Origin of the sequence: Bacterioplanoides pacificum (assembly GCF_042648445.1) — a bacterium.
GTDB classification, from domain to species: domain Bacteria; phylum Pseudomonadota; class Gammaproteobacteria; order Pseudomonadales; family Oceanobacteraceae; genus Bacterioplanoides; species Bacterioplanoides pacificum.
Window position 1 is genome coordinate 133289 of record NZ_JBHRYB010000001.1, and the last position, 12845, is coordinate 146133.

Genomic DNA, 12845 nt, shown 5'->3' on the forward strand with positions numbered 1-12845 from the left:
ATCGTACACAGGAAACTGTATGAAACACTTCTGGCTGTTTCTTAAAGGCCTTGCTATGGGGGCGGCGGACGTTGTTCCCGGTGTCTCCGGCGGCACCATTGCATTTATTACCGGTATCTACACCGAGCTGCTGGATTCCATTAAAAGCATTAATCTCAATGCCGTCAGGTTGCTGTTCAGCCAGGGGCCGGCCGCAGCCTGGCGGGCGATTAACGGTACTTTTCTGCTGGTGCTGGGCAGTGGCATTCTGCTGGCGCTGTTATCGCTGGCCAAGGTTCTGCATTATTTGTTGCTGCACCATGCGGTATGGTTATGGTCGTTTTTTTTCGGTCTGATCATCGCCTCCAGCTGGCATGTCGGTAAAGAAATCCAGCACTGGAATATCAGTCGGGTTGTGACTCTGGTCAGCGGCGTTGCGGTAGCAGCGCTGATCAGCCTGCAGTCCCCCTCATCGGTTGAACCGACCGCGTTGATTATTTTTGTTGCCGGCAGTATTGCGATTTGCGCCATGATTCTGCCGGGCATCTCCGGCAGCTTTATCCTGTTACTGATGGGGCTGTACGAGCCGGTTCTGGCGGCCGTCAAAGCACTGGAACTGGGCACCATGGCGTTATTTGCGCTTGGAGCAGGCTTGGGGCTGCTGTTATTTTCGCGTCTGTTAAGCTGGTGTCTGCATCATTATAAAGACCTGATGTTCGCATTATTAACCGGCTTTATGCTGGGATCTCTGGTGAAAGTCTGGCCGTGGAAGGAAACCCTCTCGACCCGCCTCAATTCCAAAGGTGAAGTAGTGCCTTTTATTCAGAGCAATCAGTGGCCGGGAACCGAACAGCCCGAACTGTTATTGCTGGCAGCTGTCTTGATGCTTGCCGGAGGTGGGCTGGTATTATTGCTGGAAAAGGTCGCCGGAAGCGGGCAAAAAAGCGCCTGATACAACGGAGCGGTTGTTTATAACATTGCAAAAGCGGCAAGTTACCTTTGCCGCTTTTTTGTATCATCAGGTATCGCTAGTGTATAGAAAGACATGTCAGGGTAAATAATTCACTTTTTTTAGAGTTTTTTGGAATATAAATTACTTTTTTAATTTTACCTGGTTCAAAGAGAGCCGCTGACAAACGGAACTCAAAAAGCTGTCATTTTTGAGTGTCAAAAAACAACCATCTGTAGGCAATGATGAAAATAATAGCCCCTGTCACATTAGTCATGTTAGTTACACTCGTAACAGGGTGTATCTCCAGTCGCGAATTCGTGTCAGTTGAAAGAAAGTTCAGTAAAGAACAAATTTCGTCAGGATTCCATCGCGTGGAAAAAGGCGACACCTTGTTTTCGATTGCCTGGCGTTACGGGCTAGACTTCCGGCAGTTAGCAAGTGCTAACTCGATTTCTGCCCCTTACATCATCTACCCAGGACAAAAAATTGACATCCGCAATCTGCCTAAGACTCCTGTCTTAGCCACAAAGTCGACTGTCGAAAAACCGTCGAAACCGGCTGTTACAAAGCGTTCAGTGGCTAAACCCAAAAGCAAAATCAGTCATAAGACGCCACAAAGATCGTCTCCAGCGTCGGCAACGGACTGGATGTGGCCGGTGAACGGTCGTTTAATAGCACGTTTTTCGACCACTAAACCCGTCAACAAGGGGATTGATATCGCCGGTCCTTTGGGGGAATCTGTTCTGGCAGCAGCGGCTGGCACCGTAGTTTACGCAGGGCGTGGATTACGGGGATATGGCAACCTGGTAATCGTCAAACACAATGAGATTTACCTCAGTGCTTATGCCCATACCAGCCGCATTGTGGTCAGTGAGCAAGACGTTGTTAAAGCTGGCCAGAAAATTGCCGAAATAGGATCTACCGGTACCGACAAAGTGAAACTTCACTTTGAGATCCGCAAAAACGGCAAGCCGGTTGATCCGCTCAACCACCTACCGGGTAAACCGGGTTAGGCCATCCGTGTTCCCGGATCTGAGCGGATAAAAATAAATTATCGTGGCGATTCAAGCCTGTTTCGGTTCAGGCCCGGCACGATCTCTGAGAGGCGGGAAATGACATGGCAGTACAACAACAACGCGAAATACGTGAAGAAGACGTTTTTGAAGATGTGGATGCACTGGCGCTGGTTGAAGCGAATTCTGAAGAAAAATCAGATGAACGTTTTGCCGCAGATACATCCTACAAAGCGCTGGATGCAACCCAGCTTTATCTGAACGAAATCGGCTTTTCGCCGCTGCTGTCTGCGGAAGAAGAAGTGCACTACGCACGTCTGGCCCGTAAAGGTGACGAAATGGGACGCCGTCGTATGATTGAAAGTAATCTGCGACTGGTGGTGAAAATTTCCCGCCGTTATGTCAATCGTGGCTTGTCGCTGCTGGACCTGATTGAAGAGGGTAACCTCGGTCTGATCCGTGCGGTTGAGAAGTTTGACCCGGAACGTGGATTCCGCTTTTCTACCTACGCTACCTGGTGGATTCGTCAGACCATTGAACGCGCCATCATGAATCAGACGCGTACTATCCGGTTGCCGATTCATGTCGTAAAAGAACTGAATGTGTACCTGCGTGCCGCCCGTGAGCTGACTCAGAAGCTGGATCACGAGCCAACCGCAGAAGAAATCGCTGAGCTGCTGGAGAAACCGGTTGCTGACGTTAAACGCATGCTGAAGCTGAATGAGCGTGTGACATCCGTCGATACCCCACTGGGGCCGAGCTCGGACAAATCCATTCTCGATACCATTGCCGATGAACGGGCTTCCGATCCGAGTGAGGAGCTGCAGAGCCAGGACATTCACTCTAATCTGGATCAGTGGATTGAAGAATTACCGGAAAAACAACGCGAAGTTCTGTCGCGCCGTTTTGGCCTGCGCGGTTATGAAACCAGCACGCTGGAAGATGTTGGCCGGGAAATCGGCCTGACCCGCGAACGTGTACGCCAGATTCAGGTCGAAGCTCTGAAGCGGTTACGCGAAATTATGGAAAAACAGGGACTGAATGCCATGACCCTGTTTGGTGAAGCTTAAGCTATCCCGGGGCAGTTATTAAACTGCCACACCAGCCTGGCCTTGCTGCGGGTACCGGCTGGTAACCGACCACAGAGAAGATACCCGCATTCTCTTCTCTGTTCTGGAAACGAGCACTCCGGAAACAAAAAAGCGGAACCTTCGGGTTCCGCTTTTTTGTGTCTGACCGGTTTGTGACCGGTTAACGTTCCAGATATTGCAGTTTGTCCGGTACGCCATCCCACTCAGCTGCATCGGGCAGCGGGTCTTTTTGTTCGGTGATGTTGTTGTCCACCCACTCTTCTGACAGTTCTGCGTTCAGTTCGATGTATTGTTCCTGACCAGCGGGTACTTCATCTTCGGAGTAGATTGCTTCTGCCGGACATTCCGGCTCACACAGAGCGCAGTCGATACATTCGTCCGGGTGAATGACCAGAAAATTTGGTCCTTCATAAAAACAGTCCACCGGACACACTTCAACACAGTCGGTGTATTTACACTTAACACAGTTATCAGTTACCACAAAAGCCATGCGGTGTTCTCCTAATCTCAGTCGCTGGTCTGTGTGTCCACAGGCCTTTTTTAATAATAGTCGGCAATTCTAGGTAGAGGCCGGTTGCCTCGCAAGCGCTGAACCAGACGAAAGGGTTATAGTTTCCTTTCGTCTGGTTCTAAAAACGCATACATATAGAAGCAAGGTTTATAACAATTCCTGCAGCTGGTAAAGGGCCTCCAGCGCCTGACGGGGTGTCAGGTCATCCGGGTTCAGCTCCCGTAAGCGGTTTTCAGCGGCCGATGGCATGGCAGAAAACATATCCGCCTGCAGGGGCTGTGCGGCACTGCCGGGCTCAGATATTGGCTGTTCGGATGTAAGGGGCTCAGGCGTTTGTCCAGCGGATGTTGCTGTTGCTGGGCTGATTGCTTCTGCCGGAGCCTGCTGCTCCAGTTGCTGCAGCTGCGCCCGCGCCTGGTTGATTACGCTGGTTGGCACACCGGCCAGTTGTGCCACTTGTAGACCATAACTCTGGCTGGCCGGCCCGTGTTCGACGGAGTGCAGAAAGATAATTTTATCGTCGTGTTCCGTGGCTTTCAGGTGCACATTGGTGGCATTGGCGTGATGCTCGGGTAATGCCGTCATTTCGAAATAGTGGGTGGCAAACAGAGTAAACGCATTGATCTGATCGGCCAGTTCGGCGGCGGCCGCCCAGGCCAGGGACAAACCATCAAAGGTGCTGGTTCCGCGGCCAACTTCATCCATTAACACCAGACTGCTGGCGGTGGCATTGTGCAGAATATTGGCGGTTTCGGTCATCTCGACCATAAAGGTAGAACGTCCGCCAGCGACATCATCAGCGCTGCCCATGCGGGTAAAGATACGATCAATCGGCCCCAGGGTGGCTGCTTCGGCCGGGACGTAACTGCCGATATAGGCCAGCAATGTAATCACCGCCACCTGACGCATATAGGTCGACTTACCCCCCATGTTCGGGCCGGTGATAATTTGTATCCGTTGTTGCGGATCGAGTTGTGTATCGTTGGCGACAAACGGATCTGTAATCAGGTTTTCGACCACCGGGTGACGGCCCTGCTGAATATGTAACACGCTGTCGGTCACCAGTTGTGGTGCAACAAAACGCAGGGTTTCTGCGCGTTCTGCGAGGTTGGTTAAGACATCCAGCTCCGATAACCCGGCGGCGGAAACCTGCAGTGCCACCAGGTCTTCGCCCAGCTCGCGCACCAGCGCTTCGTACAACATTTTTTCGCGGCTCAGTGCCCGGCTTTTGGCGCTCAGTGCTTTATCTTCAAACTCTTTCAGTTCCGGGGTGATAAAACGTTCGGCATTTTTCAGTGTCTGGCGGCGAATATATTCGGTCGGAGCCTGATCGGATTGTGCCTTACTGATTTCGATGTAATATCCGTGGACGCGGTTATAACCCACCTTCAGGGTGTTCAGGCCGGTACGCTGTTTCTCACTTTCTTCCAGTTTTATCAGAAAATCACCGGCGTTTTCACTCAGGCCGCGCAATTCGTCCAGCTCGTCGTCGTAACCTGTAGCAATGACGCCACCGTCGCGTACCACCACTGGCGGGTTGTCGATGATCGCTTGCTGCAGGCGACTGACCCACTGCGGAAACTCCTGAATACGTTCATGCAGTTTGCTGGCTAACGGTGTGTCCAGCTGCGCCAATTGCTGGCGGATGTCGGGTAATACGCTGAATGCATCACGCAGCCGGGCCAGATCCCGCGGGCGCGCCGAGCCCAGTGCCACACGGGATAAAATCCGTTCGATGTCACCAACCTGTTTCAGCAGTTTATTCAGCTCTTCTGCGCTGTAATGGCTGATCAGTTGTGCGATAAAGCTCTGGCGTTGCTGCAGCTGCTGAATATCGCGGATGGGGCGGTTGAGCCAGCGTTTCAGTAAACGGCTGCCCATGGCGGTGGCGGTTTTATCCATGATCCAGGCCAGGGTGTATTGGTCATCGCCTTTCTGATTGATGTCGATTTCCAGGTTACGGCGTGAAGCCGGGTCGATGATGATGGCATCATCCGGTTGTTCGACCATCAGCGAGCGGATATGTGGCAGGCTGTTGCGCTGAGTGTCCTGGGCATAATGCAGCAGAGCCCCGGCGGCGCGTATCGCGGTGTGCATGCCCTCACAACCAAAGCCACGCAGATCCCGGGTTTTTAACTGCTGGGTTAACAGCCGCAGGGCGGTGTCGGATTCAAAATGCCAGGGGGACATACGCTTGCTGCCAGTGCGTTCGGCTATCGCTTGCGGGTAACTGTTTTCTTCATTCAGCAGCAGTTCCGCCGGGCGCAGGCGCTCCACTTCGGCCAGCAGGGATTCTTCGCCGTCGACTTCCAGCACCGAAAAGCGTCCGGAGCTGATTTCCAGCACGGCCAGGCCATGACGTTGTTGGTCGGAGCACAATGCGACCAGCAGGTTGTCGGAACGTTCGTCCAGCAGCGCTTCATCGGTCAGGGTGCCGGGCGTTAATACCCGCACCACTTTCCGTTCGACCGGCCCTTTGCTGGTTGCCGGATCACCGATCTGTTCGGCAATGGCAACCGATACGCCTTGTTTTACCAGCTTGGCGACGTAGTTTTCAGAGGCATGGAAAGGCACGCCAGCCATCGGAATCGGCTGGCCATCGCCACTTTTACCCCGGGCCGTCAGGGTGATATCCAGTAACTGAGCTGCTTTCTTGGCATCGTCATAAAACAACTCATAGAAATCCCCCATACGATAGAACAGAATGGTGTCTGGGAAATCGGCCTTGATGCGTAAATACTGCTGCATCATCGGCGTGTGTTTACTGGGCTGGGCTGCCATGGAATGTATCCTTGTGTCGCTGCGTTTCAGCGCGGTGAATCAAAAGCACGAATTGTAGTGATTCCGGAAGGAGAAAAAAATGCCGCAACTAATTGATTCGATCCACTCTCTGGCAGAGATGTTAAAAAGTCGGGGTTTGCGGGTGGTGACGGCTGAGTCCTGTACCGGCGGTGGCGTTGCCAGTGCACTCACCGATGTGGCTGGCAGCTCAGGCTGGTTTGAATGTGGTTTCGTGACCTACTCCAATGAAGCCAAGGTGCGTTATCTGGATGTGCCGCCGATGACGATCGAACAGTTTGGTGCCGTCAGTGAGGCAACAGTACGGGCTATGGTGGCCGGTGCGGTGAATAACAGCCTGGGTGACCTGGCCGTGGCGGTCAGTGGTATTGCCGGCCCCGGAGGAGGCAGTGAAGAAAAGCCGGTGGGGACTGTCTGGTTTGCCTGGGGTAACGACAAACAACAAATTGTTGAGTGTCACCGGTTTGCCGGCGATCGTCATCAGGTCAGGCAGCAGGCGATTGCCGTGGCGGTGCAGGGTTTGTGTCACTGGCTGGCTTCCTGATCGCCGGAACTGATTCCCAATGGCTGTATATCTTTCCAGTATTTTTTCATATTTGGGGTTGGCGGCAAAAAAAACCTGTGCTTAAATACTGGTTAAATTTACAGTGATCTGAACAGGGTGAGTCACCCACTCGTTTTAAAGGAATGTTTATGGACGCTAACAAGCAAAAAGCGCTAGATGCGGCATTAGGCCAGATTGAACGTCAGTTTGGTAAAGGCGCCATCATGAAGATGGGTGAGCAGCCGCGGGAAGCTATTCCGGCGGTATCCACCGGTTCTCTGGGACTGGATATTGCGCTTGGCATTGGCGGCCTGCCAATGGGCCGTATTGTTGAGATTTATGGCCCGGAAAGCTCCGGTAAAACCACGATGTGTTTGTCGGCCATGGCTCAGGCACAGAAGTCCGGTAAAACCGTAGCCATTATTGACGCAGAACATGCGCTGGATCCGCTGTATGCCGAAAAACTGGGTATCGATCTCGACAGCCTGTTGGTTTCTCAGCCGGATACCGGTGAACAGGCACTGGAAATCTGTGACAGCCTGGTGCGCTCTGGTGCAGTGGACGTGATTGTTGTCGACTCCGTCGCAGCGTTAACACCAAAAGCGGAAATTGAAGGTGACATGGGTGATTCTCATGTTGGTTTGCAGGCTCGTCTGATGTCACAGGCACTGCGTAAAATTACCGCCAATGTAAAAAATGCTAACTGTCTGGTGATCTTTATTAACCAGATCCGGATGAAAATTGGTGTGATGTTCGGTAGCCCGGAAACCACAACCGGTGGTAACGCACTGAAGTTTTATTCCTCGGTCCGTCTGGATATTCGTCGCACCGGCTCGGTGAAGCAGGGTGATGAAATCGTGGGTAATGAAACCCGGGTTAAAGTGGTGAAAAATAAGGTATCACCACCATTCCGTCAGGCAGAATTCCAGATCATGTATGGTCAGGGTATTTACCATATGGGTGAAGTGATTGACCTGGGCGTGAAGTGTAATCTGGTGGAAAAATCGGGTGCCTGGTACAGCTATCAGGGTGATAAAATTGGTCAGGGTAAGGCCAATGCTGCTAAATACCTGGAAGAAAACCCGCATCTGGCGGAAGAAATTGAAGCGCAGATTCGCGCACAATTACTGAACATTGCCGGACCGGAAGACAGCAAGGCTGAAGAGCAGGATGCCGAACAGGAAGCCTGATCTGCTGGAAGCCGGTGATTTACGCCGTGGCATCGTGGAGCTGTTGTCACGGCGTGATTATTCACGCCTTGAGCTGTTGCGCAAATTCCGGGATCGCTGTGAAGACGGTGATCTGCTGGAACAGATTCTCGATGATTTCCAGCAACGTCAGTGGCAGTCCGATTTGCGTTTTGCCGAATCTTATCTGAATTCACGCTTTCAGCGTGGCGTTGGACCGTTACGTTTACGCCAGGAGCTGAAAGAAAAGGGAGTTGACTCTCATACTATCGAACTGGTTTTTGACGCTTTTGACGGCGACTGGTTTGAAAATCTTTATCGCATTGCAGAAAAAAAATCCAAATCGATAAAAGAAAACGATAAGAATAAAAAACAAAAATTATTCCGTTTTCTGGCGTATCGTGGGTTTACCTCTGAGCAAATCAGCAGCGTTATCGACGACTTGTAAAACCCTTTAAAAATCAGATTGTTACTGATGATTTTTAACTCTTTTTTTGCAATCTGCTGAAATCTTGTCGTGTTTTTCCATACTTTGTAACTACTTTCCCGCTTTTGAACTGACATTTGTTTCGCTGTCGTCTCAGTCTATTGACATAATTCGTAGCACTTCACACACTCCATTTTGTATGGGCTTAGTCCGAGCATGCGGAAGTGCGTCTGCCGCATTTGCGCACATTTTCAGGAAGTCACAAATAAAAAACACAAGTCCGTGTCGGGGAGGGATATGAGCCCAACTGCTCAGGTTGATGTTGTCGTGTTGCAGCACTTATTGAATTTCTGGGATAGCCAGGGAATAGAAATCGATCCTGTTTGGCAAATTTTAGGAATTGATACGACGCAGCCGTTACCACGCTGGGTCAGCACGGATCGTTTAGCGGAAGTCTATGTTTTTCTGTCGCAACAGGGTTATGACCTGGGCTTCTTTGTGTCTGCCGGAAAATATCTGGCGGAACAGGAGTTGCCTCTGGATCATTTGCTGAAGCATGGTGAAAGCCTGGAGCAGGCGCTGCCATTGTGTTTTCGTTTTGCTTATCTGATGGTTGGCAGTGTTGAGTTTGAACTGAAGTCGATGCCGCAGTCGCGCAAGGTACTGGTAAGGCCGGTTAACGCTGAACATGCCAGTCATCAGCAGTTGCTGGTGGCGCTGAGTACGCTGACTCATGCCTGTTATAACGTGATTCAGGGTTCACATCAGCAGGGCGATCTGCAGGTATTTCTGCCGGACCTGGAGGACCGTTACCCTGACGCTGTGATGGCTTTTGATGTTCCTGTGGTGCAGGCGGATTGCTTTGCGCTGGAAATTTCGATGGCGGCCTGGCAGCGCAATAACCCGCACCGTAAGGAAAGTTTGTTCCGTATTGCCCAGCGTGAATTTGAGCGCGAGCATCAGAAATTTACCGAATACCTGGCGGTTTATACCGAGCTGAAAGATATTCTGCAGCAGTGTTTGTTGCAGCGTAACGTCAGTCAGGAAGATGTTGCTGGCCGCCTGGGCATCAGTGTCCGTAATCTGCAGCGCCGTCTGAAGGCACTGGGGACCACATACCAGTTGCTGCTTGATGAAGCGCGTCAGGCACTGGCGATGCGTCTGTTACAGGACGAAGCGACTCCGCTTTACGAAGTGTCCTTTATGGTGGGGTATAACGAGCCGAGCGCATTTTATAAAGCATTTAAACGCTGGACTGACATGACGCCAGGCGATTACCGCCTGACGCATATACCGGTGCAGCAAGCTGCCCGTATTAATGCAGTTTCAGACGAGGTCTGATGACCTTATTGATGTGTCCTACCAGGCTGAGCAACAGGGTGTGCCAGTAACCGTGTAGAGCAATCTGATGCAGCCGGTACAGTGAGACATACACCAGTCTTGCCAGCCGGCCTTCGATCATCATGGAGCCTCGGGTCAGGTTACCCATAAGACTGCCCACGGTGCTGTAGCGACTGAGCGATACCAGCGATCCTTTATCTTTGTAGACAAACTCCGGCAAAGGCTTGTTATTGTGCCGTGCTTTAAGCGCGCGGAACAAATGGCTGGCCTGCTGATGAGCTGCCTGAGCCCGCGGTGGAACCGGTTTACCATCCTGTTGCAACATGCTGGCGCAATCCCCGAGGGCAAAAATATTTTCATCCTCGGTCTGCAGGCTGCGGTTGACCACCAGCTGGTTCGCACGATTGGTTTCCAGCCCCAGTTGGGTCATAAAATCGGGCGCCTTAACACCGGCGGCCCAGACTTTAAGACGTGCCTGGATAGAACCCTGATCTTTGGTTTCAAAGCCGTCGGCGGTGGCGGCAGTAATCAGAGTGTTAGTGCGTACCGTAACCCCCAGTTTCTCCAGCTCACGGGTGGCGGCTGCGGAAATTCGCGGCGGTAAAGCCGGCAGAATCCGTTCTCCGGCTTCGATCAGTGTGACCTTGAGGTTTTCCGGGCGCAGGTTTTTCATCCCGTAACTCACCAGCACTTCCGCGGTGTTATACAGTTCTGCCGATAATTCCACGCCGGTGGCGCCGGCACCCACAATGGCAATTTCCAGGTCCTGGATGGCCCCATCGCTGCTGGCGCTGGCGTTCGCACGTAAGAACGCATTGAGCAGTGTTTGATGAAACTTCTCAGCCTGTTGCCGGCTATCGAGGAACACGCAGTGATCTTTGGCGCCCTGGGTACCAAAATCGTTGGTGACACTGCCGATGGCCAGTACCAGGGTGTCGTAGCTGACGCGCCGTTCACTCAGTACCTCATCGCCCTGATCGTCGAGCATCGCTGACAAAACAACCTGTTTGTTGTCGCGATCCAGCCCGGACATGCGGCCAATCTGAAAATTAAAGCCATGTTTTTTGCCGTGGGCGCGATAGTTCAGTTCATCGATTCCTGAATCGAGTGCGCCGGTGGCGACTTCGTGCAGCAGCGGTTTCCACAGGTGGGTAGGGTTGGCGTCAATCAGTTCGATCTGCGCTTTTTTACGGCGCCCCAGTGATCGGCCCAATTGGGTAGCCAGCTCCAGACCGCCGGCACCACCGCCAACAATGACAATGCGTTGCATAAGCAAACTCCGAAAGTGAATGTAAAAGTGAAAAATCTGGCGCCATTATACGGACAATGCCGTCATTTGTGGCGTGCTTTCGGAGATGAAAACCGCTGCTGAAATGCGTGTTTTACAGGGTGTTCTGAAATGACCAGAATCCGGTCAGGAGGGTCAGTGCCAGCAGGATGATGGCTACTGACAGGGTTGTCAGGCTGTGTCTTACAGCAACCGGCCATGTTAAATAGGCCTTATGCAAATGGATAAACTTCATATGGCCAAAAGGCCCCACCGCCAGCTGCAACATTAACAGTGTGGCGGCGACGATCAGTGCAATTAACAGCAGCGGGGTGGCGGTTTCAGCCGCAAATGGCAGAGTCATTCAGTTACCGGCGATTACAGAGGCAGACAGCCTATTCTGACATGAGTCGCGGTTTAATGCTTCCTCGGCACTGTAGACCGGCAGTTTGGCACAGCGTTGCAATACCTGACGGATTTGGTCAGCGTATTCTTCCTCGTCGAGGCGGATCAGTGCTTTGGCATATTCATTCAGAATAACCGGCAGGTCTGATTCCAGCTCCAGTGCCTGGCTGAAAGCCTGCAGTGCTGCGCTTTCGCTGGAGCCGTAGGTAACCCGGCCAATAAATGAACCGACCCGCTCGACAACACCGGCGTGCAGTCCGCCCAGCATCGCCGGATATAACGCCCGCTGCGGGTATTGTTGTTGCATTTGTTCCAGTGTGTCGCGGGTTTCACTGAGGTAACCGGTGGCCGTCGCTTCACTGGTGCCAAGCAGCTCCAGTTCCCGGGCATGGGCATAAGCCAGGCCAAACAGGGCAAAAGCGTGATCGGGCGCTTTTGGTAATAACTCCGCGGATAAGGCGGAAACCTCACGGTACACCGCCAGTCGTTGCTGCTTGTCGGGTTCCAGCAGAGCGGTATGCATCAGGCGGGAATACAGTGCCGGGATAAATCCGGCCGGACCGAGTTGAGAGCCAAGCTGGTAGGCCTGCTGAAAGTCACCTTCAAAATGGAAACGCCAGACCTGAGCGACGGCTTCGGACAGCGGCTGATAGTTGCCATCCAGGGCCGCTTTTAATGCCGGATGAGCGTTGTTCTGGCTGGCTTGTTGCCGGGTATATTGCTCCAGCGCCGGGAAACGTTGTGCTTCAGCCCGCAGATTAGCTGCGCTGGGGTAGGCAATAAAGGTCGCCTGAGTCAGTTGTGGCCAGGCTTGTTTAAGCTTGTCACCCTGGTAGTCAAACTGAGGCAGGTGAGCGGGATATGGGTGCCAGCCCGGTGCCGCGGCGCAGGTAACGGAAATAAATAACAGCGTGGCTGTCAGGGATCGGGCAAATGACATGACAATACACCTCTGAATCAGAGGGGCATTATAACGACGAGCGGTTGTGATTCAGGGTGAATTCGGGCCAAGATGAGCCGTGTCAGCACCGCTCACCTGTGACCGCAGCAGCTTTCAGTGAAAGGCGTTGCCCGGCTGTACCCCCAGCTTTTTCAGCATCATCGCCAGAGGACAGAAACCGGTAAACGCGGCCTGCAACATATTCAGGCCAACGAAGGCGGTAAAACCCAGCCAATAAATACTGTGCAGTTGTGACAAGGTCACGCTGAGCAGGATAAAGCAGCCGGCAATGGCAAAAACCAGACGATCAACGTTCATGGTGGTACCTCATTGTTTAAATAAGATTATTCTAATATAGTTATATTTAACAGATTTTTAGTCAAGTCTTT

General features: G+C 52.3%; 13 protein-coding genes. 7 read left to right on the top strand and 6 right to left on the bottom strand.

Annotated elements, in window-relative coordinates:
* Nucleotides 1–19 precede the first annotated feature (19 nt).
* From ACFOMG_RS00705 to rpoS, 3 genes are all read left to right on the top strand, one after another.
* Nucleotides 20–931 (top strand): DUF368 domain-containing protein, encoded by a 912-nt coding sequence (locus tag ACFOMG_RS00705; RefSeq protein WP_376864179.1) that lies wholly within the window; start codon nucleotides 20–22, stop codon nucleotides 929–931.
* Nucleotides 932–1302: 371 nt separating this feature from the next.
* Nucleotides 1303–1944, top strand: coding sequence for a peptidoglycan DD-metalloendopeptidase family protein (locus tag ACFOMG_RS00710; RefSeq protein ID WP_376864180.1), 642 nt, complete (start codon nucleotides 1303–1305; stop codon nucleotides 1942–1944).
* Between the two features lie 104 nt (nucleotides 1945–2048).
* Nucleotides 2049–3014 carry an RNA polymerase sigma factor RpoS gene (rpoS, locus tag ACFOMG_RS00715; RefSeq protein WP_376864181.1) on the top strand — a complete coding sequence of 322 codons (966 nt, stop codon included), beginning with the start codon at nucleotides 2049–2051 and terminating at the stop codon, nucleotides 3012–3014.
* 181 nt (nucleotides 3015–3195) lie between these two features.
* Here the strand turns inward: rpoS and fdxA are convergent, their stop codons facing one another.
* Both fdxA and mutS read right to left on the bottom strand, forming a co-directional pair.
* Nucleotides 3196–3525, bottom strand: coding sequence for a ferredoxin FdxA (gene fdxA, locus ACFOMG_RS00720; RefSeq protein ID WP_376864182.1), 330 nt, complete (start codon nucleotides 3523–3525; stop codon nucleotides 3196–3198).
* 168 nt (nucleotides 3526–3693) lie between these two features.
* Complete coding sequence (gene mutS / locus ACFOMG_RS00725) at nucleotides 3694–6327, bottom strand: DNA mismatch repair protein MutS (RefSeq protein WP_376864183.1); 2634 nt, start codon at nucleotides 6325–6327, stop codon at nucleotides 3694–3696.
* Between the two features lie 79 nt (nucleotides 6328–6406).
* Between mutS and ACFOMG_RS00730 the strand changes: the two genes are divergently transcribed.
* The 4 genes from ACFOMG_RS00730 to ACFOMG_RS00745 all read left to right on the top strand — a co-directional run bounded on the left by ACFOMG_RS00730 (nucleotide 6407) and on the right by ACFOMG_RS00745 (nucleotide 9844).
* Nucleotides 6407–6889: a CinA family protein gene (locus tag ACFOMG_RS00730; RefSeq protein ID WP_376864184.1), complete on the top strand. Its 483-nt coding sequence runs from the start codon at nucleotides 6407–6409 to the stop codon at nucleotides 6887–6889.
* 149 nt (nucleotides 6890–7038) lie between these two features.
* Nucleotides 7039–8079, top strand: coding sequence for a recombinase RecA (recA, locus tag ACFOMG_RS00735; protein WP_376864185.1), 1041 nt, complete (start codon nucleotides 7039–7041; stop codon nucleotides 8077–8079).
* Nucleotides 8060–8524: a regulatory protein RecX gene (locus ACFOMG_RS00740; protein ID WP_376864186.1), complete on the top strand. Its 465-nt coding sequence runs from the start codon at nucleotides 8060–8062 to the stop codon at nucleotides 8522–8524. Before recA ends, ACFOMG_RS00740 begins: the two co-directional genes overlap by 20 nt.
* 276 nt (nucleotides 8525–8800) lie before the next feature.
* Complete coding sequence (locus tag ACFOMG_RS00745; RefSeq protein ID WP_376864187.1) at nucleotides 8801–9844, top strand: helix-turn-helix transcriptional regulator; 1044 nt, start codon at nucleotides 8801–8803, stop codon at nucleotides 9842–9844.
* Here the strand turns inward: ACFOMG_RS00745 and ACFOMG_RS00750 are convergent.
* The 4 genes from ACFOMG_RS00750 to ACFOMG_RS00765 form a co-directional block, all read right to left on the bottom strand.
* Nucleotides 9819–11114 carry an NAD(P)/FAD-dependent oxidoreductase gene (locus tag ACFOMG_RS00750; RefSeq protein ID WP_376864188.1) on the bottom strand — a complete coding sequence of 432 codons (1296 nt, stop codon included), beginning with the start codon at nucleotides 11112–11114 and terminating at the stop codon, nucleotides 9819–9821. The two genes, ACFOMG_RS00745 and ACFOMG_RS00750, sit on opposite strands and share 26 nt — an antisense overlap.
* A gap of 112 nt (nucleotides 11115–11226) precedes the next feature.
* Nucleotides 11227–11475 (bottom strand): hypothetical protein, encoded by a 249-nt coding sequence (locus ACFOMG_RS00755; RefSeq protein ID WP_376864189.1) that lies wholly within the window; start codon nucleotides 11473–11475, stop codon nucleotides 11227–11229.
* Complete coding sequence (locus ACFOMG_RS00760; RefSeq protein WP_376864190.1) at nucleotides 11476–12456, bottom strand: hypothetical protein; 981 nt, start codon at nucleotides 12454–12456, stop codon at nucleotides 11476–11478.
* 114 nt (nucleotides 12457–12570) lie between these two features.
* A complete protein-coding gene (locus ACFOMG_RS00765; RefSeq protein WP_376864191.1) occupies nucleotides 12571–12774 on the bottom strand; it encodes a YgaP family membrane protein in 204 nt (67 codons plus the stop codon).
* Nucleotides 12775–12845 lie beyond the last annotated feature (71 nt).